This is a genomic window from Paenibacillus sp. fava2, from assembly GCF_058313675.1.
This window is the reverse complement of sequence record NZ_CM177755.1, coordinates 861,696-886,465: the sequence shown is the minus strand read 5'-3', so window position 1 is coordinate 886,465 and position 24,770 is coordinate 861,696. Positions and strand designations below refer to the sequence as shown.

Annotated in this window: 14 protein-coding genes; 6 read left to right on the top strand and 8 right to left on the bottom strand. The window is 52.7% G+C overall.

Annotated features, from left to right (window positions below; genetic code table 11):
- Positions 1-97: 97 nt before the first annotated feature.
- The 4 genes from AC4G46_RS03930 to AC4G46_RS03915 all read right to left on the bottom strand — a co-directional run bounded on the left by AC4G46_RS03930 (position 98) and on the right by AC4G46_RS03915 (position 11,675).
- Entirely contained in the window at positions 98-5,518 is a 5,421-nt protein-coding gene (locus tag AC4G46_RS03930; protein ID WP_491126786.1) for a GH92 family glycosyl hydrolase, read from the bottom strand.
- Positions 5,463-7,166: an S-layer homology domain-containing protein gene (locus AC4G46_RS03925; RefSeq protein WP_491126785.1), complete on the bottom strand. Its 1,704-nt coding sequence runs from the start codon at positions 7,164-7,166 to the stop codon at positions 5,463-5,465. The genes AC4G46_RS03930 and AC4G46_RS03925 overlap by 56 nt, the downstream gene beginning before the upstream one ends.
- Positions 7,167-7,189: 23 nt before the next feature.
- The gene (locus AC4G46_RS03920; protein ID WP_491126784.1) at positions 7,190-10,831 is read right to left on the bottom strand and encodes a PA14 domain-containing protein; all 3,642 of its coding nucleotides are present in this window, start codon (positions 10,829-10,831) and stop codon (positions 7,190-7,192) included.
- A gap of 502 nt (positions 10,832-11,333) precedes the next feature.
- Positions 11,334-11,675, bottom strand: a complete 342-nt coding sequence (locus tag AC4G46_RS03915; RefSeq protein ID WP_491126783.1) for a zinc ribbon domain-containing protein YjdM — start codon at positions 11,673-11,675, stop codon at positions 11,334-11,336.
- A 201-nt stretch (positions 11,676-11,876) separates the two neighbouring features.
- Here AC4G46_RS03915 and AC4G46_RS03910 point away from each other — a divergent pair, with 201 nt between their 5' ends.
- Positions 11,877-12,866, top strand: coding sequence for a DUF4003 family protein (locus AC4G46_RS03910; RefSeq protein WP_491126782.1), 990 nt, complete (start codon positions 11,877-11,879; stop codon positions 12,864-12,866).
- An 82-nt stretch (positions 12,867-12,948) separates the two neighbouring features.
- On the opposite strand, the gene AC4G46_RS03905 is transcribed toward AC4G46_RS03910, so the two are convergent.
- Both AC4G46_RS03905 and AC4G46_RS03900 read right to left on the bottom strand, forming a co-directional pair.
- A complete protein-coding gene (locus AC4G46_RS03905; protein ID WP_491126781.1) occupies positions 12,949-13,857 on the bottom strand; it encodes a phosphotransferase enzyme family protein in 909 nt (302 codons plus the stop codon).
- A gap of 45 nt (positions 13,858-13,902) precedes the next feature.
- The gene (locus tag AC4G46_RS03900; RefSeq protein WP_491126780.1) at positions 13,903-14,805 is read right to left on the bottom strand and encodes a GNAT family N-acetyltransferase; all 903 of its coding nucleotides are present in this window, start codon (positions 14,803-14,805) and stop codon (positions 13,903-13,905) included.
- Positions 14,806-15,111: 306 nt separating this feature from the next.
- Between AC4G46_RS03900 and AC4G46_RS03895 the strand changes: the two genes are divergently transcribed.
- From AC4G46_RS03895 to AC4G46_RS03875, 5 genes are all read left to right on the top strand, one after another.
- Positions 15,112-16,887: an ABC transporter ATP-binding protein gene (locus AC4G46_RS03895; RefSeq protein ID WP_039869812.1), complete on the top strand. Its 1,776-nt coding sequence runs from the start codon at positions 15,112-15,114 to the stop codon at positions 16,885-16,887.
- Positions 16,874-18,649: an ABC transporter ATP-binding protein gene (locus tag AC4G46_RS03890; protein WP_491126779.1), complete on the top strand. Its 1,776-nt coding sequence runs from the start codon at positions 16,874-16,876 to the stop codon at positions 18,647-18,649. Before AC4G46_RS03895 ends, AC4G46_RS03890 begins: the two co-directional genes overlap by 14 nt.
- Positions 18,650-18,743: 94 nt before the next feature.
- Positions 18,744-19,616, top strand: a complete 873-nt coding sequence (locus AC4G46_RS03885; RefSeq protein WP_491126778.1) for a hypothetical protein — start codon at positions 18,744-18,746, stop codon at positions 19,614-19,616.
- A gap of 89 nt (positions 19,617-19,705) precedes the next feature.
- Positions 19,706-20,896 (top strand): IS256 family transposase, encoded by a 1,191-nt coding sequence (locus tag AC4G46_RS03880; protein ID WP_491125291.1) that lies wholly within the window; start codon positions 19,706-19,708, stop codon positions 20,894-20,896.
- Positions 20,897-21,253: 357 nt separating this feature from the next.
- On the top strand, positions 21,254-22,093 hold the full coding sequence (locus AC4G46_RS03875; RefSeq protein WP_491126777.1) for a hypothetical protein: 840 nt from the start codon (positions 21,254-21,256) through the stop codon (positions 22,091-22,093).
- A 46-nt stretch (positions 22,094-22,139) separates the two neighbouring features.
- Here the strand turns inward: AC4G46_RS03875 and AC4G46_RS03870 are convergent, their stop codons facing one another.
- Positions 22,140-23,822: an ABC transporter substrate-binding protein gene (locus AC4G46_RS03870; RefSeq protein WP_491126776.1), complete on the bottom strand. Its 1,683-nt coding sequence runs from the start codon at positions 23,820-23,822 to the stop codon at positions 22,140-22,142.
- Positions 23,823-23,891: 69 nt separating this feature from the next.
- Positions 23,892-24,764 (bottom strand): carbohydrate ABC transporter permease, encoded by an 873-nt coding sequence (locus AC4G46_RS03865; protein WP_491126775.1) that lies wholly within the window; start codon positions 24,762-24,764, stop codon positions 23,892-23,894.
- Between the last annotated feature and the right edge of the window lie 6 nt (positions 24,765-24,770).

Sequence of the window (24,770 nt, the reverse complement as noted above, 5' to 3'; positions counted from 1 at the left end):
TTATCACAAATACAAGACTGAGGCCTGCAGGCCTGAGCGGACGGCAAAGACCCACGGGAGAATATAATCCCATGGGCCCTCTGTTGCCTTTACAATATTATTTTTTCGTAAAAGTCATCTTGTCCAGATTGCCCACATACAACAGGCTGGAAGTGGTCGAACCCTTAAACGAAACGTACAGGCTCTGTTTGCCGGTCAGCTTTTGACTCAGGGCTGCCCCTGCTGTTTTGTAGCTGCCCCAGGCGCCGCCTGTGTTGGGGAGATTCACGGTAGCAATGACAGTGCCGTCTTTGCCGCCGAGGCGGATTTCAGCCGTGATGTCCGCCGGTGTACGGTTGGTGGGCGCATCGTACAGGAATGACACGTAATTTTTGCCCTGCGTGCCGAAATCGATATCATCAAAACTCAGCCAGGCACCTGTAAACGTATTGCCGACGGTCTTCCCGCCATTGTTGTTCTCTGTTTTGAGCGGATTGTTATTGAAGGTATTCTTCGCATCCGACCAGGCGGAGCGGTTCTCGAATTCTACAAGCACATCCGGCTCAGCTGCGAACAGTGAGAATGAAGCATTATCAAAGTTTCCGATGTACTTAAAGGTTGAATCGGTTGAGCCTTTGAACACCAGATAAAGATCCTGCAGCCCGGTCAGGGTCTTGCTCAATTCCCCTGTCACCGTCTTATACGTTCCCCACGAGCCTGCGGTCGGCGGAGCTGCCAGCGTGCCCACAAGCTCACCGTTAACTCCGCCCAGCCGGAGCTCAACAGAAGAGTCTGCAGCGGTATTCGTCGAATTGCCTGCATATTCCACTGACCACTGGTTGACACCTGCGCTGCCGAAGTTCATTGACTTATAAGCCAGCCAGGCACCGCTGAACGTATTCGCAACCTGCTTGCCGCTTTTTCCGGCCTCTGTCTTCAGCGGCCCGCCGTTGGCCGGATTGTTGTCCTTGGACCAGGCATCATAATTCTCCAGCTCCAGCTTGGCATAATCGGTCCGGATTGTTTGATAGCTCCAGATGAACCGGTCCAGATTCGCCACATACGGACGCGCACTGTCTGTCGTTCCTTTCAGCACGGCGAACAGGGTTTGTTTACCGGTCAGCGTCCGGTTCAGCATACCTTCCGCTGTGGCATACTGCGCCCAGCCTGCTCCCGTATTCTTCAGGGCGACCGTACCAAGAAGCTCGCCGTCTGCTGCCCCAAGCCGCAGCTCCAGCTGAGAATCCGCCGGAGTCCGGTCGGAGTTGGCATTGTATTCAACCGTTATCTTGTTGGCACCCTCGTTTCCGAAATCGATGTCCGCAAAGGACAGCCAGGCACCGGTAAAGGTGTTGCCTACCACCGTCCCGTTATTGCCTGCTTCCGTCTTCAGCTTGCCGTTGTTAAAGGTGTTCACCGCATCGGACCAGGCGGAGCGGCTCTCAAACTCAACGATGCGGTTATCTACCACCGGAGGTTCCGGCTCTTCCGCCGGGTCAGGTATAACCGGGCTCTTGACCGGTACCGGAAGCGGCTCAGGAAGCGGTTCTTCACCCCCTGGCTGTTCACCGCCAGGTCCGCCCGGATTGCCCGGATTGCCCGGATTCTGCGGTGCAGGCTCCGGCCGGGACTCGACCGGTTCAGCCAGCCACAGGGAATCGTAGATATTGCCGTTGTAACTGTCGACCAGGTAGACGTTGACCTGATAACTGCCGGCATTGACACCGAAGCTCTGTGCCAGGTCAAAGCTGCCGGACTGCACAGGCATTGCGCTTGAGAGCAGCGCCTGCTGTTCCCCGTCCATCAGCTGGATTACAGCAACTGCCGGGCCTGTATAGCCCGCCTTCAGGGTACCTGATACCTCTACAGTCATGTTGCCTGTACGCTTCACATCGGCCTTCAGATCATATACATCCCACAGAATATCAGAGGTATACGGGGCATCCGATACCAGTGCCTCGCCTGCTGTAACATTCCGTGCTTCACTTGCCTTGATGCGCACCTGTACCGCACCTGCAGCGAAGGCCTGCGGGCCCACAACCTGCGGATTAGCGTCAGCTGTCTTCCAGCTTGCGCCGTTATCGGCGCTGACTTCGTAATCAGACGGGCTCTCAAAGCCCGGTACCGGAGTCCAGCCAAACGTATTAGCCTTATCATCAACCGCCGGAGCCGTTGGCGCCTGCGGCTTCACCATCTCGCGGATCGTCTCCAGGCTGAAATCAAAAGCAATGTCCGAACTGCTGAAGTTCACCTGATGCACCTCTGCAGCAAGTACATTGACCCCTTCCTTCAGATATGTCGGATCAATCTCGTACCGGTTCCAGTCCCGCTCATCGCCTACTGTGGCGTTGGCATTGGTCTCATAGGCCACTGCTCCATCCGGCATATTCGTCCGGATAATCTCATGACCGTTCAGATAGACTAAAGCGCCGTCGTCACGGATCAGGCCGGCATCCAGCTCCAGAATATCCTTAAGATCCGCTGCTTCGAACGTTGTGCGGAAATAAGTTGTCGTATATTTCTTGCTTGCATCAGGACCGTAGCCCGTTACCGTCTTGGCATAGCCCTTGTTATCATAACCAAGCGGTGCCTGTCCGGAGGACCAGCCGCTGTCATTAAAGTCAGCTCCCGTCCAGCCGCTGCCGGGTGCTTTGCCTTTGTCGTAATATTTCCATTCCGAGCCTTCACTGACCAATGCGGTACGCGAGAGGGTGTTCTCAATGTCCGCATCGTAATCCACTGTAGGCGGGGCAGCTTTGGCTGAAGCGCCCCAGGCGTAATTCGGCTCGCCAGCCATATCGAATTCCAGCGTGCCGCCGTTCATCACATCAGCATAGCTGATCCAGGCCTGGTCGAACGTTTGGCCGTTCAGCTCTGCGGACTGGATGAACCTGTTCACAGGGGAGACATTGTCAGCTTTGATGGTGAACGTCTTGCCGCCATCCAGATGCAGTGTCAGCTCAGAGAAAATCGGTGAGCCGATCAGGAAATTGGCATCGCCCGGGTTGCCCGGGAACAATCCCATCGCACTGTACACAAACCAGGAGGACATCCCGCCGGCATCATCATCCATTGAAGGCAGGTAACCCTCAGGATCAGCGCGGTAGACACGCGACTGAATCGGATAGGCATATAAACCGTGGTTGTGGTACTTCTGGGTAACAACCTCCGTTGTATATTCTCTGGCGTAATACTGGGTCAGATACGGATAGCCCAGATAGTTGAACAGATAAGGAACGTCGATATCCGGCTCATTGATCGCCATGTACTCATTTCTGGCAAAGAAGTCCTGCAGCTGCTTGGCCATTTCTGTTTTGCCGCCCATCAGCTGAGCCAGACCGTTCATGTCCTGTGTTGCAGACCAGCGGTAGGTCCAGAGATTGCCCTGATAAGCGTACTTGTCCACAGCAGTTACGTCATTTTTGGCTACCGTGGTACCGTTCGGGGTGAAGAAGCCGGTTTTTACACCATTTTCATCAACCTGGTTCGCATTCCACAGCTTCTGGTAAGACAGTGCAAGCTTCTTATATTTATCATAAGTGCTCTTATCCCCAAGCAGCGCTGCCAGCTTCATCGGGAAGTAGGCACTCTTCGCTTTCTCCAGCTTGCCGGAGATTTCGCCGTCAGAGATTGAGAAGTTATCAGCGTCCACGGCCATTCCCTTAAGCGCCGTATACGCATCATAGTCAGTGAAGCCTTTGGCATAAGCATCAAGAATGACCGCTCCGTTGAATTCGTTACGGACCGTCGGGCTCGGCCAGTAGCCGTCCCCCCACTGGGTGTAGGTCCCTCTCGTTGTGTACAGATCAACCAGCGACTTCACCATGTTGTTGTACTTTTGCGGCTCCAATACGGAGAACAGGGCATATTTGCGGAAATCATCCCAGGTCGCCCAGCCGTTATAGTATTCAAAATCATCGCCAAGCTCAGAAGCCTGGCGTACCGTGCTCTCGGCTCTGCCTGCCTTGAACGTTCCGGCAGAGCTGGTCACGTTCTTCGGATGCAGATACGTATGGTACATCTGGGTATAAAATACTTTCTTGTTCTCTTCATCCGCATCCTTAATTTCCACCTTGCCCAGTATATCGCTCCAGGCGGCACGGATCTTGGCGTGCTGGGCAGCGAAATCCCAGTCTGCAATATCCTGCTTCGCTTCGGCTCTCGCCTGCTCCACGCTCACCGCCGACAGGCCGACCTTGGCCTGGATCACTTTATCAGACGCTGTATTGAAGTTGACCCACACACCGCTGTTTGCACCGCTGCGGACAGCAGCTGCTCCGGTGGTATTGCCCTCCCAGGAGGTGTAAGAGCCAAAATCATGGTCAAACTGAATGGAATAGTAGAGCTTATAGTAGCCGTTGCCGCAAACATTTTTGGATTGGACCATGCCTGTAATCTCATTGTTGCTCTCTACCTTCAGGTTCGCATCCAGCATCCCTGCATAGGAATTGGAGAGATCAACCAGCACAGAGCCCGTATTGGCGGAAGCCGGGAAGGTATAACGGTGGAACCCGACATTGTCGGAAGCTGTCAGCTCCACTCCGATTCCCGATGCCAGCGTTACCCCGTAATAGCCTGCGGAGGCCTGCTCGCTGCTCTTATCATATTTCTGCTTATATTCATTTACATTTTTGGTAAAAGAGCCGGTCTGCGGCATCATCAGAATGTTACCGCCTGCACCGCTGCAGCCCGCACCGCTGAACCGCACCTGGGAGAAGCCCTTGAGGTTTTTATCCTGATAATAATAACCGCTGAATGCCCCGCCGTCGCTGTCCGGTCCCACTGAGACCAGGCCAAACGGCATTGACGGTCCGGGATTTGTCTGGCCGTTGTCACCCAGCGTGTTAATGAACGGATCTACATAATCTGCCGGATCCAGATTTACCGCCGGATATGCAGGGTATTTGCCGGTATCCACCCCGTATATCTCCAGCTCATACAGGCGGACCGTGTTGTCCCCTGCAGCGCCTTTGCTGACGTAGAAACGGAGGTACTGTGATGTTACCGGCTCAGGCAGGTAGCGGTCGACCACCGTCTGTACGTTGCCCTGTACAACATCGACATCAGTCCAGGTTACACCGTCATCACTTTTCTGCAGCCGGAAATTCTGCGTGTTCCAGAACGGGCTGTTCGAGCCTTCATTAATGGCTGCGTTGTAAACCTTCCATTCATTAATCGTATACTGCTTGCCAAGATCAAGCGTCATCCACTTGATCCTGGCGGCTGTATTGTCGCACCACTTCGTATCCAATTTGCCGTCTACCGCAAATTCCGCCCGTTCATTAATATTAGCTTGTCCTGAAGCGGCCACCTTTGCATTCAGTGCAACATTCCTTGTCGGATACACCTCAATCCCGGCTTCGGCGGCGGACGCCGTGACTGTAATAGCAGTCACGGAATCCAGCAGCCCGAGCAGCATCAGGACCGACATCAGAATGGCGAACAGTTGTTTACGCATGAGCTTCATTTCCCTCGCTTTCATCTTATAAAGAAGAGCCGGATTGAACCAGACGGCTGACCATAGCAGCCACTTCAGCACGGGTAACCTGCTTCTTCGGCTGGAACTTTGTGCCGTCTCCCTGCATCAGCCCGCTCACTCCCGCTTCGGCCACACTGGCTGCAGCCCAGGAAGAAATCTGCTGTGCATCAGTATAAGCCGGATTGGACTGGCTGCCTGCCGGCAGGCTGAAATGCTTGGCCGCATGGACCAGCGCTACCGCCGCTTCCTCACGGGTAATGCGGTCGCCCGGACGGAATGCCCCGTCATAGCCGTTCATAATACCCATTGCAGCCGCTTCAGCCGCCTGCTGCGCATAATAGCTGCTTGCCGGCACGTCACTGAACGGTGCCGGAGCAACCGTCGAAGGCACGCTGCCCGTACGTTCTACGGCACGCATCAGCAATGCAACGAATTCCGCGCGGGTAATGCCGCGTCCCGGCTCGTAATGCTCCGCATCCACACCGTTCACCAGATGCTTGGCGGCAAGCAGCTTCACCGCCGGCTCAGCCCAGTGTCCGGACAAATCCGTAAAGCTCTTGTCATAGACCAGCATTGCATACGTGGAGAAATGTCCGGTCTTGAAGGTTACCGTTCCGCCCTTTATGCTTCCCGGCATGTATTCTGCGCTGCTGCCGTTCAGATAGTAGATGCCGGCAAGTTCTGTATTGATGGCTGCCTGCTGTGCAGGCGTCAGCTTCAGGCTAACCTGGGCCTGCTGCCCCAGCTGGTGAATACCGGCAGTATTACTGCCGTTAACGGATTCAATAGTAAGGGAGATCAGCACGCCAGTAGGAGCATATGCAGCATCGCCGCCCGCAGCGCGGGTAACCAGTGCTCCCGCTTCGTCGTTCCATACTGCGTTAAAGGTAATCCGCAGCCGGGTCTGATCATCTCCTGACAGCTTAATCGCACCTGCCGGGAAAGATATGGTTCTTACCCCGTCTGTCAGTACAAGAGCCTTGTTGCCGGTGTTCATCAGCTCCAATGATTTCGCCGGAAGCTCAAGCATCACGTCCGTCTCGCCTGCTGCTGCCGGAAGCTCAAGTGTAATACTGTCTGCAGCCTGCTGCATGGCCTGCGTCAATGTATCTGCACCTACCAGATAACGCCCGCCTTCAGCCGCCTCCGGTTTCACGGTGGCACCGCTGGCTGAGCCGGCACCCGCAGGAATAACGGCTGTTGCCGGTGAGGCAGGTACGCCGACTGTTCCGCCCGGCAAGGAAGGATTCGGTGTGGATGTCGGTACCGGGGTCGATGACGGCGTAGGCGTTGGTGCCGGGGTCGGCGTTGGTGCCGGGGTCGGCGTTCCCGTACCCGGATCTCCCCCTCCCGGCTCCTCCCCGCCCGGAATGGTAAAGGTCTGCGTAAGTGTCGTTCCGCCGCTGCCGGCAATTACGGTATAGCTGCCGGAAGGAGCCAGCACCTGGCTCTCCGGAATCGCCAGCCGCTTCGTATAAGCTCCTCCATCCGCCGTAAGAACATCAATATAGAATACGGTCTGAGCGGGACTGACCACTTTGACAACCACCTGGTCTGCCTGGCCGGGTGTTGTGCCTGACAGCGTAATGCTGCCGCCCCGTAAGGCTTCCTTCACACTGAGCTGCAGCGTGAAGGATGAGGCTGCAAAGACTGCAGCAGGGATACACAGGAGCATAAAGGCCATTACAGCCGCTACAACTTTTTTCACCTTCGGATTCCTCTCTTTCCTGGTCACTGAAGCTCAGCCGGCTTGGCAAGCTGCTCAGGCACTTCAAGATTGCTGTTAAATTGATCAAATACGAATACCTTGACCCGGTAGTCCGCACCTTTTACGTTGTAATACTGGGACATCGTGAGGGTATCACTCTTCAGCGGAACCGCGCTGATCAGCAGCGGAGTATCGTCGTCCAGGAGCTCGAACACCACATAGGCGCTGCCGGTGTATTCTGCCAGCTTCTCGATTGAAACCTCAACCTTGAGCTGATTATCCCGTTTGAGTGTTCCTTGGAGCGCGTACGTATCGCTATGATCATTTAGGGTAAACGGTTTATCCGAGAGCAGCGCCGAGCCTGCCGGTGTCCCGGCTGCCACATCACCCTTGATGCGGACCTGAACCTTACCAGCGGCGTATTCAGCGTCTGGAAGCGGCTGCGGGTTCGCTGTGGCTGGCTGCCACTTTTCGCCTCCGTCAAAGCTGAATTCATAATCAGCAGCACGGGGATATCCCGGTACCGGAGTCCAGCCGAACGTGTTACGGGCATCATCAACAACCGGAGCGGTAGGTGCTGCCGGGCGTTCACCGCCGGTGAAGACAGCGGCTTCTGCGGAATTGTCACGCTTATTTACAGCCTTGACGATGAATTCGTAATCTACAGCCGGATTCGTTCCCGCTACTTTTAATTCGTACTTACTTTGTCCCTCAACTGCCGGAACATAGACGTTCCAGTTCATACCCAGCTTCCCGTTCTTCTCATAGATACGGAAGCCTCTCACAGCATCCTCTGCACTCACGTCCTGGGGTTTGTCCCATGTAAGCAGTGTAGCCTTCTCCTCTGCCCGTGCAGCCGAAAGCTTCTCAACCGGTTTCGGTTTGCTGTCTTTCCGTACAATCGTGTACGTATCGAACGGGGCAGTATCACCCGATTTATAAGAATTGATCGTAAAGCTGTCTTCCGTCATCAGAATTCCGGAGTATATCGGCATCTTCGGCTGCTCGTAAACGGCTGCAAAATAAGGATCTACATTCTTATTAACATCGTAAAATTTCGTGCCGGAGGAGTTGTTGATCATGTATAAGGTTCCGTCCGGATTAAGCGGGTTTCCATTTTCGTCCTTGACGACATTCTCTACGACCTTGTTCCCGTACATTTGATTAGAGCGTACGTAGACATGGTCATGTCCCTGCAAGACTACGTCGATTCCAAGCTCATCAAAGACGGGGTACAGCGTTTCCCGCAGCTCTTTGATTTCGGTTTCGGCCGCATGTCCCCCCAGCGAATAGATCGCCTTATGGAACGCAACAACCTTCCACTTCTTGTCCGTCTCGGCGACTTCCCGCTTCAGCCACTCAATCTGCTGGTTGAAGGAATTCCGCTGACGCTCGTCCCAGCCCATATCCATCGTATTCATAACCATGATGTGGGCTTCGCCGTAGTCGAAGGAGTATACACTGCCCGGAGGAAGCGGATCATCAATTGAATCGTTCGGATAGTTAAAATGATAATAATAGTTGTCGTTATACGGACCTTCGTGGTTCCCGACAGCTGCCATCAGCGGAAGCTTCATCAGCATATTCTGCGGTTTGCCAAAGTAATCGAGCCATTGGGATTCCAGTGATCCGGCGTCAACCTGGTCGCCCGTCATCACCAGGAACTTAGCGTCCGGATAATCCTCCAGCCCGTTCTTCAGCGTATCGGCCCAGACCTCATAGTCATGGGTGTTGGCGCCTTGGGAGTCGGTCATATACAGGAAGCTGTAGGTATCTTCCTTCTCGCCTTCGGTCGTGAAGCTGCCCTCGGCACTCCAGTTGCCGTCGCTGCCGACACGGTACTTATAGGCGGTTCCGGGAGCAAGCCCGCTGGCGACAGCCTTATGGCTGATAAAAGCTCCTGTTGTCGAGCCGGTAATTTTCAGGTTAAGCGCCTTGGTATCCGCTGGATCACCTGTAAAACGCAGCTTCGCCGGGGAATCAAAGCCCTGGTCTGCAGGAACAACCTCGACGATGCTGTCCATGATTCCGGCCGGTGCGCTGTCCGGTCTTTCATAGCTTGTATACCAGGCGAAGGAACGGTTCGTCTTCGCCTCGTTCAGGAAGGACATCGCGATGGCGATCGGTGAATAATCAACCGCTTCCGAATGATTATCCGGGCTGAATATAAAGCTGCCCGCAGCCGTATCCCCGTCAAGCTTCAGTCCGGCCTGCCCGTCATATTCAACGTTTACAATCTGTCCCGGCATAGTGATGGTTCCCAGCGTCAGCATCAGCTGGTCAGCGCTACTTCCTTGAACCGCCTGCAGGACCGGAATTACCTTGTCGCCCGCTTTAACGGTCAGATGTTCAGCCAGCTCTGCGGGAACAGTCTGCAGATTACCCGTGAGCTGCAGCGCTATGCTCAGGCCTCCGGAATCGACGTTGCCAAACACGGGGCCATTGTAACCGGCCGGAAGATAGAAGGCTGCCGCAGGGACAATCTGCTTCTCGATTCCAGGGCCGGACCAGCGCAGATAAAGATTGGAGCCGCCATAGTCCTCAAAGTACTCTACCTTAAAGCTGTGCATCTCCCCGGCCTGCAGGGTTACAGGACTGCTGGTCTGCTCAACATCCCAGTCATTCTTCCAGTGATCGACGACCAGCTTATCGTCAATCCACATCCGGAAGCCGTTATCTCCAATCATGTAGAAGGTATAATCACCGGATGCCGGTACTGCCAGCCGGCCTGTCCAGCGGATGTTGGCATCATCTGCCCGTCCGGTCCAGGTCTGGAGAACCGGATCCAGATTGCTGAAGTTAATCTGTGAATCAATTCGCGTGGATTTATAATCAGCGAACTCAAAATTGTCGTTATTGGTGTAATATTGGCCCAGTAAGCCATGTTCTTTGGAGGCTGCTGAGCCTGCTGAGGCATTCAGCTCTAGAGAGAAGTAAGTATCGGAGCTTGCGCCGCGGTCCTGATGTACCTCGGCTGCAATTACGTTAACGCCTTGCAGCAGCAGAGCAGGATCGATAGTGAAGTTGTTATCCAGCCGTTCGTCGCCGACGGCGGAAGAGGCATAAGTATTATAGAGGATTGTGCCCTGCGGCATGTTGGTCCGGTAGACTTCCTGTCCGTTCAGGTATACAACAGCTCCGTCATCACGTACAAGTGTAGCTGCGAGGCGGGTGACTGCTGCCGGATCTTCGACCTGGAACTCTTTACGGTAATACGTTGTAGCGTATTTCTGGCTGGCATCAGGACCATAGCTGATCCGGGTCTTCAGATCCAGTCCCTTACCGCTGCTTGCATAACCGAGCGGCGCTTGTCCCTGCTTCCACAAGCTGTCATCATACACATTGCGCCAGACCGTAGTTTGATCTGATCCGTCATCAAGATAGGACCAGGTGCTGTCCTTGGCGATTAATGTACCTCCGGCAGCTGCTGCTGACAGCAATCCGGTATCTCCCGATACCCCGGCTGCCGCTCCACCTCCGGTGCCTCCGGATGTACCGGCATTGCCTGCAGCATCGGTACTGACTGCTTCTTCAGCTGCGGTATTGCCTGTGTCTGCAGGCTCTGCACTGGCCGGAAGCAGCGGCACATAGCCGGCTGTGAGCAATGAAGCTGTGAGCATAGCTGCTGTAAGCGCACGGCTTCCCAGCATAAACCTCTTCTTCACTTCTTTTCCCCCCATATGAAAGTTGTAATCAATGGGAAATGATACGTTTAGTCCGGCAACTGTGCAATCCATGCATGGTAAAGGGCGGGTTAAGTTTTCGTAAAACCCGGTGGCAGCTTTCAAACAGCTCTCCGGTAATAAAAACTCTTCATAACCATAACTTCCTTTTACTTCCTTATTCCAGCGTGCTTTCACAGCCTCATATCCGCGGCCCGCTGCACTATACAGCGATTTAACAGCCTTTTAAGGAAATGTAAGCGGAAGGTTAAACCCATGCTGAATTTTCCTATATTTGTATACAAGATTTTTCGTATTTTTACTTGATTTTATGTATTTTTAAATCATCTGGCCACAGGCACTTCACATCACCATATAAGGGTACAAAGCACCAAAAAGACAGATACCCTATAAGCCGCCGCTTACCGGCTGCAGGGAAACCTGCTTCAAGAAACAAATAAAAGCCGCAGTTTAACCTGCAGCTTTATCTTCTATCCTATTCTTCTTATGCCTTCCGCACAAACTCCGATTTCAGCTTCATTGCGCCGAAGCCGTCAATTTTACAATCTATGTCATGGTCGCCTTCCACCAGCCGGATGTTCTTCACTTTGGTGCCGATCTTCAGTACGGAGGAGCTTCCCTTGACCTTCAAATCTTTAATAACCGTTACAGAGTCCCCGTCGTTCAGCACATTTCCGTTGGCATCCTTAACTACCTTAACATCCTCACTGCTTCCGCTTTCTGCTCCGGCAGTCCACTCATGCCCGCATTCCGGGCACACCAGCTGCGTCCCGTCCTCATAAGTGTACACTGAGCTGCACTGCGGACAATTCGGCAATTCATTCATTATTCCATGTCTCCATTCGTTTTGAGTTCCCTGCTGCGGCTTGCGGCAGCTCCTTTATTCTAGCATATTGTGCCAAAAAGAACCCCCCTAATCAATGGCAGGAGCATTTCAAAAACCGTCTAAAGCATCGCTATCTGCAGGCCCATTATAGTAAAATATTTCATGTAAGATACTATTTGTGTTAGATGAGGGGAGCCGCATATGAAGGAGCCATTTGTAAACAGACTAGATTTATTCGTCAGTAATACACAGCTTATCAAAAAGGCTTTTGCCTGGAAAAGCGGACAGATCAACCGTCTGGCTGCACTGCTGTATACGGCAGAAAATAAAACCATAGACACCGAGGCTATCCGTGACAGCAATGAGCTGATAAAAAGCTCAACCGGCCTGTTCTCTACTTTTAGAGGGAACCTGTCCGTTTGCATTGCAGCGCTGTTGTCGCTATCGGGAGACCAAAAGACGCTACTCTCCGACACTCTCGCCGTCTATGACCTGCTTAAAGAACGCAAGCTGCGGGCCTCGGATTTTCTCGTGGTTGCCGCATACCAGATTGCCGCTAACTCGGCGGCCGATCAGCATCAACGTATCGCTGAGCGAACCCGGCATTTCTATGACAGTATGAAAGAGTACCACCGGTTTCTGACCGGACAGGATGATTATATCTTTGCCGCTATGCTGGCGCTGTCTGATCTTGAGCCGGAACGCGGGGCTGCCCGGATGGAGCAGCTATACGCCGGGCTGAAGCCGGAATTCCTGTCCGGCAACAGCGTGCAGGCGCTGACCCAGGTCCTGGCCCTGGGCGGGGATACACCGGAGGCTGCAGCCCGGGTGCTTGCCCTGCGCGACGCCTTCCGCCAAAGAGGCATCCGGATGGATAAAGAGTATACCCTCTCCTCCCTCGGGGTTCTGTCTCTGCTTCCGGCGAGCGATGAGTCGCTCGTACAGGATATTTCCGATACCCACGACTATCTAAGGACCCAGAAAGGCTTCGGCAGCTGGTCCATTACCAAGCAGGAGCTTCTGCTGCTAAGCGCAGCCCTGGTATCCTACAAATCTATTGAGGATGTGAAAAGCGGCATTCTGACCTCGGCGCTCTCCACTAGCCTGACCAATATCGTCATCGCCCAGCAGACTGCCATCGCCGTAGCCGCCGCCTCTTCTGCCGCTGCTGCTTCGTCGGCTTCGCACTGATATGTTTTAGATAGAACCCCAAATCATAAAGGACTGTGCCACCCCCACCCGGATGACACAGTCCCTATTAATATATACACGATTATCCCTGCTGATAAAAATCCAGAACGCATACCTTATCCCCGTTCCTTCCTGCACTGTTCTTCTGCAGCAACGGATTATTCTTAACAAGACTCATTACACGCCGGATCGTATCCTGCTTTACAGGAACCCCGCCGCTGCGCTGAAGCACCATCCATCTCAGAACAGCCAGGGCTTCAAAAATGGGCAGTTCTTCCGGCTCCAGCCTATTGTAACGTAAATACGCAGAACTAAATGTCTCTGCATCCTGCTTTGAAGTATATAGTTTCAGCAGAACTACAGTCCAGGCAAAGTCATATCTGGGATCTCCCGCCTGTCCGTTCGTCCAATCAATAACCGTGTAGCACCCGCCGGATTCTACAATATTGTTGGGATGATAATCACCGTGGATCACTTTGTCCTGCCTAATCTGGGCCAGCTGGAGCAGGGGAAGCAGCGACTGATAGATGTCCTCATGCTTTTCTGCCTCCGGAAAGAAATAGCTCTTAAACTCATACTTTGGCAAACAGGGCTCCGAAAGCTCATCCGCATTAATCTGATGTATCTTCCCCAGTATTTCCGCGAGGGCTATCAGCTTCTCTTCGTTCACTTTTCTCACTGCCCTGCCGTCAAAAGCCGTCAGCAGCACCTGATCCCCGCCTGTATTCACTCCCCAGCCCGCGGGCTTAGAGACAGCAATCTTACGTTCATAGAGTTCCTGCAATAAAAGAAACTGCATCCCGACATCCGGTCTGGAGCTCTTGTTCCATATCTTCAGCACGAAGCTTTCCTGCCCGGACATGATCTTCAGCACCTCTGCTTCAAAGCCAGGCTTTATGGTCTGCGTAACAGCTATGTCCGGATCGTTCAGCAGAGCTTCCAACTGGATGCTTGTCCGGATCCAGTCCACTTTGCTTAGTATACTGCCCATTGATGAGCTCCTTCCGAAATAGATGTTTAACTTTTCCCTGCAAGGTTAATCAATCTCGTAACCCAGCGTCAGCCGGAATCCGTCCAGCTCGTAGCCGAGCTGAGTATAGAGCCGGATGGCTTTTTTATTGGTGCCGTAGGTGCCCAGGGTGGCAACGGATTTGCCCTGCTCCTTCAGGTGCGAAAGTGCGGTGCAGAGCAGGTTCCGGGCAATACCCCGGCTGCGCCACTGCGGAATGACGAATACATTCTCCGTTGCGCTGTGACCATCGCCAATTCTCCATGTGGAGGTGTTGCCCAGAAACTGGTCTCCGCTGAATGCACAGAAGTTCACCATTTCAGGAGTGCCCTGCATCCAGGCCAGATGGTTGAGACTCCAGGCTACCCCGTCAAAGGAGGCCTGCTCTGCCAGATGATACTTCTCCCGGGCCTCATCATGATTCAGCAGAAAGGGGCGGATTTGCACATCTTCCGGCAGAGGATACACGGGAATAGGCCGGCTGAGATCATATTTTAAAATAACAATACTTTCGTAAACGGTAAAACTGCGTTTCAGGTAATAGCTCTGCTCCGCAAGAGTGTCAGTATCAATATACTGGTTCAGCACAATCCGCTTCTGCGGATGCTGCGCTTTGATCTCCCTTGAGCGGGCTATCAGCGTATCCAGCAGAGCATCCTTAACCGCTTCATCTTCATTCCCGCCGGCAAAGCTGATTTCACCTGTGAGATAGCGTATAAACCCCGGGTCACCATCATGTCCGGCAGCGTGGAACGTATCATGGTACGTCAAATGGGCGATTGCGAGCGCTTCGTTATCTTTTACAGCCAGAAACATGTTCTTCTGCTCAAAATCACCATGATACAGAAAATGCATATGCAGTGCAAAGCCAAAAGATGCAACTAACCCCTCGTCCCCGTTATCCACATTCCGGATTATCCAATCTCCCAACAAACATCGTCCCCCGTCCGCCCTACTCATCAAGCCGCGCAAGCAGATTTTTTTGGTAATTATACCCTTTAAATAGTGGATAAGCTTATTGAAAAATGCAAGGTAAAAGTTGAATATAACTAATCTGCACATGGAGTTCATGCCGGAATTCTGCAATGATAAAGTTGTATCTTTTCCCGTTCAATTGATTGTAACAACAAATTTTGCTGTTAACGGGTATCGGCCATTTATTGTGTTATAATCACTCTGATTTAATCGTTTTCAACATGGTAACGTACAACAGAACAAACAGAAACAGGTGATGAAATGTTTGAGCTTAAGTGGCTGTGGCAGAACCTGCAGGGAAACCGGGCAAGGTATATTCTGGCACTCTGCCTCTCGGTGGTGGGTTCCGCACTTACCATTGTCAACCCGTACATCAGTCAGCGCATTGTCGACACTTTTATAGCCGGCGATAATGCAGTCCAGAATCTGACCGATAAGCGCGGACTTCTGATTGCACTCTGTCTGGGCATGATCGGCTTTTCGCTGCTGCGTACCGGTCTGGCCTATCTGACAACGATGCAGTATGAGCGTTCCTCGCAGAACATGATGTACAACATCCGTATTTATCTGTACAACAAAATCCAGGGGCAGGACCGTGAGTACTACGACCGCAACCGTACCGGTGATCTTATGACCAAAATGACCGGTGACCTGGATATGGTGCGGCACTCGATGGCGTGGATTTTCAAGACGATTATCGAGTCGGTGACGATTTTTGCAGCCGCTGTCATTTACTTCTTTACCATTGATGCGGTATTGACCTTATGGATGCTGGTCCTGGCACCGCCGATTTTTATTGTGGCCTACATATTTGCTAAACGCGTCCGCCCGATGTATATCGACCTGCGCGAACGGCTGTCCCAGCTGAATACGACCACACAAGAAAACATCTCCGGGAACCGTGTCGTCAAAGCTTTCGCCCGCGAGGCATTCGAGATTGAGAAATTTACTGACAAGAACGTGAACTATTCAACGGCCAACAAAAAGGCTGCGCTCGTCTGGCTTGATTATTTCCCGTATCTGGAGAGCTTTGCCCAGGCGTTCAACGTTATCCTGATGCTGGCCGGCGGCCTGTTCCTCATGGATGGGAGAATTACCTTCGGAGAGTTCGCCGCCTTTACTTCCCTGATCTGGGCGATCTCAAACCCCATGCGCAACATCGGTATTATCATTAATGATATTCAGCGTTTTTTTGCCAGCTTGTCCAAAATCGTCGATATCTACTACGCCAAGCCTTCGATTGCCAATGAGCATAACCCTGTGCAGAAGCGCCGGTATGAAGGCCGCATTGAATTCCAGAACGTCCGTTTCAAATATGACAGCGCTCTCGTCCTTGATGATGTCAGCTTTACTGTTGAACCTGGTGAAACCGTAGCTATCATGGGTTCAACCGGTGCGGGCAAAACAACCATCATCAATCTGATCCCCCGTTTCTATGAGGCAACCTCAGGCAAGGTGCTGGTGGACGGCGTGGATGTACGCAATCTGGAGCTTGATGAGCTGCGGGGTAATATCGGAATGGCCACCCAGGATGTGCTGCTGTTCTCGGATACGATAGACGGCAACATTGCTTACGGCGATCCCGATCTGCCCGAAGAGGATGCGATGGAATATGCCCGGAAGGCTGCAGCCCACGACTTTATTACCAAAATGCCGGAAGGCTACGATACGGTAGTCGGTGAGCGCGGCGTCGGTCTGTCCGGCGGACAGAAGCAGCGTATTGCGCTGGCGCGGGCACTCGCTGTGCACCGGCCGATTCTGATTCTGGATGATACGACCTCTGCGGTCGATCTGGAGACAGAGGAGCACATCCAGCGCAGTCTGCGTGAGCTGGATTATCCTTGCACGAAGATCATCATTGCCCAGCGGGTATCCACCACCTGTGAAGCGGACCGTATTCTGATCATTGACCGCGGCCGCCTGATTGAAGAAGGCACCCATGCTGAGCTGTTAGCCAAACGGGGTTACTACTACGATGTATTTATGCTGCAAAACGAAGGTATTGGAAGGCAGGTGAGCCAGAGTGGCAAGGAATAGATTTGACGTCGATGAGAATCTGGAGTCGCCGTTTAATATTAAGCATTTCCGGCGGGCCATGGTTTACATCAGACGTAAAAAGAAACCGATGATTCTCGCATTCATTCTGAGCGCTTTGTCAGCAGCTATCTCCCTGTCAGCACCGCTGATTATGCAGCATGTCGTTGACGTAACCATCCCGGCCAAAGCCAAGGGTGCGCTGGTCGGCTGGTCCGCTCTGATGCTGCTGACCATTGTTGTCAGCGTTGTGCTGGCGACGATCCGGTCGCGGATTATGACGAAGGTCGGGCAGGATATCATTTTTGACATCCGGACGGACTTGTTCAAGCATCTGCAGGAGCTGCCGTTCAAGTATTATGATGACCGTCCGCAGGGTAAAATTCTGATCCGGGTAGTCAACTACGTCAATGCCGTTTCCGACGTCCTGTCCAACGGGATTATCAACTTTATTCTGGAGATTGTGAACCTGATCTTCATCGCCGCCTTCATGTTCGCGGTTGATGTCCGGCTCTCGTTCGTTACGCTGGCCGGGCTGCCTGTATTCCTCGGCATCATGCTGCTGATCAAGAACAAGCAGCGCCGGGCCTGGCAGGCCGTCTCCAATAAGAGCTCCAACCTGAATGCCTACCTGCAGGAGAGCATCAGCGGGATTGGCGTCACCCAGATGTTCTCACGCGAGCAGCGCAATGAAGGCATCTTCACTAAGCTCGCCGGCAACTTCCGGACGGAGTGGATGCGGGCCTTGCGGTATAACTCGCTGATCCCGTTCACCGTCGATAATCTGGCTACAACGGTTATGACGCTAATTTATCTGGTCGGCCTGCTGACACTGAGCCCGCAGGATGTCACCTTTGGGGTCATTCTCGCAATGAGCAGCTACGCGGCCCGTTTCTGGCAGCCCATTCTTAACTTATCGAACTTGTACAACAGCTTCATCAACGCCGTCGCTTATCTGGAGCGGATCTTCGAAACGCTGGATGAGCCGGTTACTGTAAGCGACGTTCCGGGTGCAAAGGCGCTGCCCCCTGCCCGCGGGCAGGTGACCTTCGACGATGTTACCTTCGCCTATGATCCGGGGCTGAACATTCTGGAGAACATCTCCTTTGACGTCAAGGCCGGCGAAAGCGTGGCTCTGGTCGGACCAACCGGTGCCGGCAAAACCACCGTCGTCAATCTGATCTCCCGTTTCTACAACCTTACCGGCGGCCGGATTCTGATCGACGGCGAGGATATTGCCGGAGTGACGATGAAGTCGCTGCGCAGCCAGATGGGCATCATGCTGCAGGACAGCTTCATTTTCTCGGGAACGATCCTGGACAATATCCGTTACGGCAAGCTAGATGCCACGGAGGAGGAAGTGATCGCCGCCGCCAAAACCGTCTGCGCCGATGAGTTCATCCGCGAGTTCGAGCAGGGCTACATGACCGAGGTTAATGAGCGGGGCTCCAAGCTCTCGCAAGGTCAGCGGCAGCTCATCTCGTTCGCCAGAACACTGCTGGCCGACCCGCGCATTCTCATCCTGGATGAGGCAACCTCCTCGATCGATGCCAAGACCGAGCGGCTGCTGCAAAAGGGGCTGAACGAGCTGCTCAAGGGCCGTACCTCCTTCATCATCGCGCACCGCCTGTCGACCGTGAAGAACTGCGACCGCATTATGTACGTAGCTAACAAAGGCATCGCCGAAAGCGGCTCGCATGAGGAGCTGCTCGCACGCAAGGGCCTCTACCACCGCCTCTACACGGCGCAGAAGATGGAAGCCTAGAGTTCAGTTTGTAGGTAATGGAGCGGATAGTGGAGCGGGTACTCCCTTTAGTGGGGGTATCCGCTTTTTTTGTGTGCGTGGGAAGCGATTGCTGATGGGATTGGACGAACTGAGCCGGGTTCGCGGCTCGCAAGCGCCCACCTACGCCCAAATCAAAGGCACTTTTGCCTCTCCTTTCGCACATTCAGCCACCTGCGCCGAAATCAAAGGCATTTTTGCCTCTCCTTTCGCACATTCGGCCAACTTCGCCCAAATCAAAGGTACTTTTGCCTCTCATTTCGCACATTTAGCCGCCTACGCCCAATTCAAAGGCATTTTTGCCTCTCATTTCGCACATTCTCCCGCCTACGCCGAAATCAAAGGCACTTTTGCCTCTCCTTTCGCACATTCAGCCACCTGCGCCGAAATCAAAGGCACTTTTGCCTCTCATTTCGCATATTCGGCCAACTTACCCCAATTCAAAGGCATTTTTGCCTCTCCTTTCGCACATTCGGCCGCCTACGCCGAAATCAAAGGCATTTTTGCCTCTCATTTCGCACATTTAGCCGCCTACGCCCAAATCAAAGGCACTTTTGCCTCTCCTTTCGCACATTCAGCCACCTGCGCCCAAATCAAAGGCATTTTTGCCTCTCATTACACGCATTCAGCCACCTGCGCCCAAATCAAAGGCACTTTTGCCTCTCATTTCGCACATTTAGCCGCCAGCGCCCAAATCAAAGGCACTTTTGCCTCTCATTTCGCACATTTCCCCGCCTACGCCCAAATCAAAGGCACTTTTGCCTCTCATTTCGCACATTCGGCCATCCGCGCCGAAATCAAAGGCATTTTTGCCTCTCATTTGGCACATTCAGCCACCTGCGCCGAAATCAAAGGCATTTTTGCCTCTCATTTCGCACATTCCCCCGCCTACGCCCAAATCAAAGGCATTTTTGCCTCTCATTTCGCACATTCCGATGGCGTAAAGTAAGTTGTGTACCAGGATTTGGAGCCTAGTCAGGCAACAAAAAAGTAGGGTATTCTCGGGATTACGACACCACCAAGAAGGGACCCTACTCGATGACTATTCTACCCGAAAACATGTTAAATAATCTATTTGAAAATCTTGTCACCCAATTTGTAAAAGACAATCTGGAGTCCATTATGAAGGCGGAAATCCAGCAATTCATGACCAGTGAGGAAGCCGGGAACCACAACAGTCGCAACGGATACTACACACGAAACCTGCACACCAAGTACGGCAATGTGGAGGAGTTAGAGGTCCCCCGCGACCGTCAGGGTCTGTTCCAAACGCAATTATTTGAGCCCTACCAAAGACGGGATGGATGGCTTGAGGAAGCTGTCATCCAGATGTACAAAAGTGGCATGGGAACGCGAGATGTGGCCCGGTTCATTGAAAGTATGTTCGGCAGCCACTACTCTCCCACGACCGTTAGCAACATTACAGCTACGGTACTTGACGACATTCATCAGTGGCAGAAACGCCCGTTAAACAAACGCTACTCCGTCATCTACCTGGACGGCTTATATGTGAAGCTCAAGCGCAGCACCGTGAGCGGAGAAGTCGTTTATTTCGCCATGGGGATCGACGAAGACGGTCACCGCCAGATCCTTGGCTTTTACGTAGGCGGCCAAGAGAGCGCAAACGGCTGGCGCGAGGTGCTCAAAGACCTCTACGACCGTGGTGTCCAGGAAGTCTTGCTGGGTGTGTTTGATGGACTGCCGGGACTGGGTGCAGCGTTCCGTGAAACCTATCCGAAGGCGGATGTGCAGCATTGTATCGTCCACAAAGTGCGTTCGACCTTTCCGAAAATTCGGGTTCAGCACAAAACGGAAGTCATTGAAGATCTGAAGACGATCTACACGGCTGCAGACCACGATCTGGCCCGGGCTGCGTTTGACACGGTGAAGGCCAAATGGGGCAAGCTCTACCCGAAAGAAATGCGGTCTTGGGAAGAACAGTTGCCCACGCTGTTGACCTTTTATAAGTATCCCGCGCTCATAAAAGAAGCCATCTACACGTCCAATCCAATTGAACGAATGAACAAGGAAATCCGAAAACGCCTGAAGCCGATGAACAGTCTCACCAATATGGATGCGGCAGAGAAAATTGTCTACCTGGATGTAATAGACTACAATGAACGTTTTGCCGAACGGGTCATTCGCGGCTTCGGTGATCTGGAGGTAAAGAAGAAACTGAACGAGATGTTTGAAGTGCGATACCCGGTGCGGGAAGGGCAAGAGAAGTAGTCCAATTCCCCTTGTTCTTTGGGGCGGGGTTCCCCCGCCCCAAAGAACACTTGCACTCACTAACGGACACCCGAGAAGTTACTTTCTACTCTCTTACACAAACTTCTTGACGCTACCCACATTCCCCCGCCTACGCCCAAATCAAAGGCACTTTTGCCTCTCATTTCGCACATTTAGCCGCACACACCGAAATCAAAGGCACTTTTGCCTCTCATTTCACACATTTAGCCACCTGCGCCCAAATCAAAGGCATTTTTACCTCTCATTTCGCACATTTAGCCGCCAGCGCCCAAATCAAAGGCACTTTTGCCTCTCATTTCGCACATTCTCCCGCCTACGCCGAAATCAAAGGCACTTTTGCCTCTCATTTCGCACATTTCGGCCATCCGCGCCCAAATCAAAGGCATTTTTGCCTCTCGTTTCGCACATTTAGCCGCCAACGCCCAAATCAAAGGCATTTTTGCCTCTCATTTCGCACATTTAGCCGCACACACCGAAATCAAAGGCACTTTTGCCTCTCATTACACGCATTCAGCCACCTACGCCGAAATCAAAGGCACTTTTGCCTCTCATTTCGCACATTTAGCCGCCTACGCCCAAATCAAAGGCACTTTTGCCTCTCATTTCGCACATTCGTCCGCCTACGCCGAAATCAAAGGCATTTTTGCCTCTCCTTTCGCACATTCAGCCACCTACGCCCAAATCAAAGGCACTTTTGCCTCTCCTTTCGCACATTCAGCCACCTGCGCCGAAATCAAAGGCATTTTTGCCTCTCATTTCGCACATTTAGCCATCCGCGCCGAAATCAAAGGCATTTTTGCCTCTCATTGCACGCATTTAGCCATCCGCGCCCAAATCAAAGGCACTTTTGCCTCTCATTTTGCACATTCTCCCGCCTGCGCCGAAATCAAAGGCATTTTTGCCTCTCATTTCGCACATTCGGCCGCCTACGCCGAAATCAAAGGCACTTTTCCCTCTCATTTCGCACATTTAATCATCCGCGCCCACTTCTCTTATTACTCTTGTTACTCCCACTATCCTCACTACGCACAACTCGTCGCCCACCACGCGATCCCCTCCCCTTTTAACCATTCCTTTATTCCTCCTTTCCCTCCCATCTTTTTTACTCTCCCTCTACTCCCAAAACCCCGCCAAAAAAAGCCAAACGCCACCTCCCCAAGGGGAAGCGGCGCCTGACTTTTCACAACTATTAGTATCCTAACAACTCTAGTATCTCAACAATTTAGTACCCCAGCAAACTCTTGGTCTTCGCAAAAATCTCGTTCGCCATCTCCGTGTAACGCGTGCTGCCGTTAGCCTCTACCTGGGCTTTGTAGCTATCAAAGTTGTCGAGGCTCTCCTGGCCGGTGACGAATTTGAGCGTCATTGTCTTGACGTAATCCATAAGCGGAGTGGAGATCAGCTTCATCTGCTCGCTCTCCTCGGCTGTCGCCATGATTGGCGGAATCAGCTTACGTGTCTCGCGCGTTTCCTGGATACGGGTCATGAAGTCGCGCTCGCCTTCGGTCATTTTGGACAAGCGGAGCTTCTCCGAGCCGCCGTAAGCGAACATCCCTCCGGCGAAGCCGTAATCAACGTTCAGCTGCTTAGGAGCCCCTTCATTCATCCCGTTATAGTAAATATCCGGGTTCAGCACCACATTGCCGTCTGCATCAAGCGTATACGTCTCGCCTTCCACACCCCACAGGCTCAGCATCTGCCCTTCGTTAGAGTACCAGAACCAGTCGATAAAGCGGAGCATTTTGATGAACTCCTCTTCACCCAGATCATCCAGCGCATTCTGGCTGATCATAATGCCGTTCTCCAGCCGCGAGTTCTCGATCTGCAGCTTGCCTTTCGGCCCGCCCGGCTGGGTAATCATATACAGTTCGGCGTTCGGGTCCTGCATCTTGCTCTTAAAGTCAGCCAGTACTTGGTACACGCCGCTAATCGCGTAGGTATCGCCCTTGAAGAACTTCGCCTGCGCCGCATCGTCCTCCTGGGTGAACGTTTCCGGGTCCAGGATGCCGTCAGTGACGAGCTTATTGAAATAGCCCACAAAGCTCTTGAAGTCATCGGAGTTATCGGCAAAAGCGAACTGCTGTTTATCCTGGTCAAACGTCAGCCCGTTGGAAATCCCCCAGCCGGCGGTCACACCATACTGTACAGCTGCGATATTCAGTGCAGATTCACCCTTGAACTGGTCAGAGATAACGTATGGGGAGCCGGTGAAATCTTTTACCTTTTTCAGAGCTGCAGCAAATTCATCATAGGTCCAGTTACCCTGTTCACCCTCTACATCCACTCCGGCCGCCTCAAAAATATCCTTACGGATAATGTACGAGTAGCCGCCGCCCGCAATCTCCCACATGCCCGGAAGCAGATAGTACTTGCCGTCGTCCCGCAGCTTCATCTTCAGGTCCTCTTCCATGCCCCAGTCCTTGACCGCCTTGGAGTAGTTCGGCATGTACTGGACCCAGTCGCTGACCGGAACGATCTGGCCGGATGCCACAAACGCGGATTCATCATACGTCTTCGGAATGATATAAGGAGCGTCACCGCTGTTGACCAGCAGGGATTTCTGATTCTCATATTCGGTTCTGGCCGTAATGGACAGATCGAAGGTTACATTGGTCTTCTCCTGAATGGCGCTCCACAGTCTCCAGTCCGCTTTATACGGATAGTTCTCATGGTCGCTGTACATCATGGAGTAGCTGACCGGCTCATTGGAATGAAACGTCTGTCCCTCGCCAAAAGTATAATCCTCCGCAGCGCCTGCTTCCGCATTTGAAGCCCCTGCATTCGCCGCTTTTGTTGCTTCCGGCTTGTCTGTGTTCGCTGCTCCGTTGTTACCGGATGAACAGGCTGTTGAAACAACAAGCAGCAGCGCCATCATACCCATGCCAACTGATTTTGTGAATTTCATATTTTGCCTCCCCTTTATGGTTCAAGCTTTGTATAGAACGGAGCGCGGCAGGCGCTTCCGGTTATACCGTTACCCTTTGACGGCCCCGATCATCATGCCCTGTACGAAATATTTTTGGACAAAAGGATAGATACAGATAATCGGCAGTGACGTAAGCACCATGGCTGTTGATTTGACACTTGCGGCAATCTGGCTCGTCTGGTCGGAGGTAGCCCCGATTTCCGTCGGACTGATCGCGTTATCAATAATTTGCTTCAGATATAGCGCGACCGGCCATTTCTCCTTCGACTGCAGATACAGGGAAGGACCGAACCAGTTATTCCACATCCCGACCATCACGAACAGCATAATGGTGACGAGAATCGGCTTCGACAGAGGCAGAATAATCCGTGTAAAAATCCCGAATACCCCCAGCCCGTCCACACGCCCCGCCTCCTCCAGCTCACCCGGCAGACCGGCAAAAAACGTCTTCATCAGAATGACATTGAACGCGCTGATTGCCCCCGGAATAACAATCGCCCAGATGGTATCCCGCAGCCCTAGTGTTTTAGCTACCAGAATGTAGTTGGGAATCAGTCCGCCGCCGAAATACATCGTAAACAGCACGAACGGAATAAAAAACTTATTCAGCCGCAGCCTCTCCTTGGAGAGCGGATATGACATGACAGCGGTTGCAGCTACAGCTATAAAAGTCCCGACAACGGAATACACAATCGTGTTCCAGTAATATAAGAAAAAGTCCGGCTTGCTAAGAATGACCTGATACGTCTTCGTCGTAAATTCCACCGGAAAAATCGAAACCGAACCTGCATAAATAGCCGCCTCTGAGCTGAAGGACTGGGCCACGAGATAGACGAACGGATACAGGGTGAACAGTACAATCAGAATCATAAAAATACTGTTAATGATGTTAAACAGGCTGAAGGCTCTGCTGCTCTTCATGTTCTC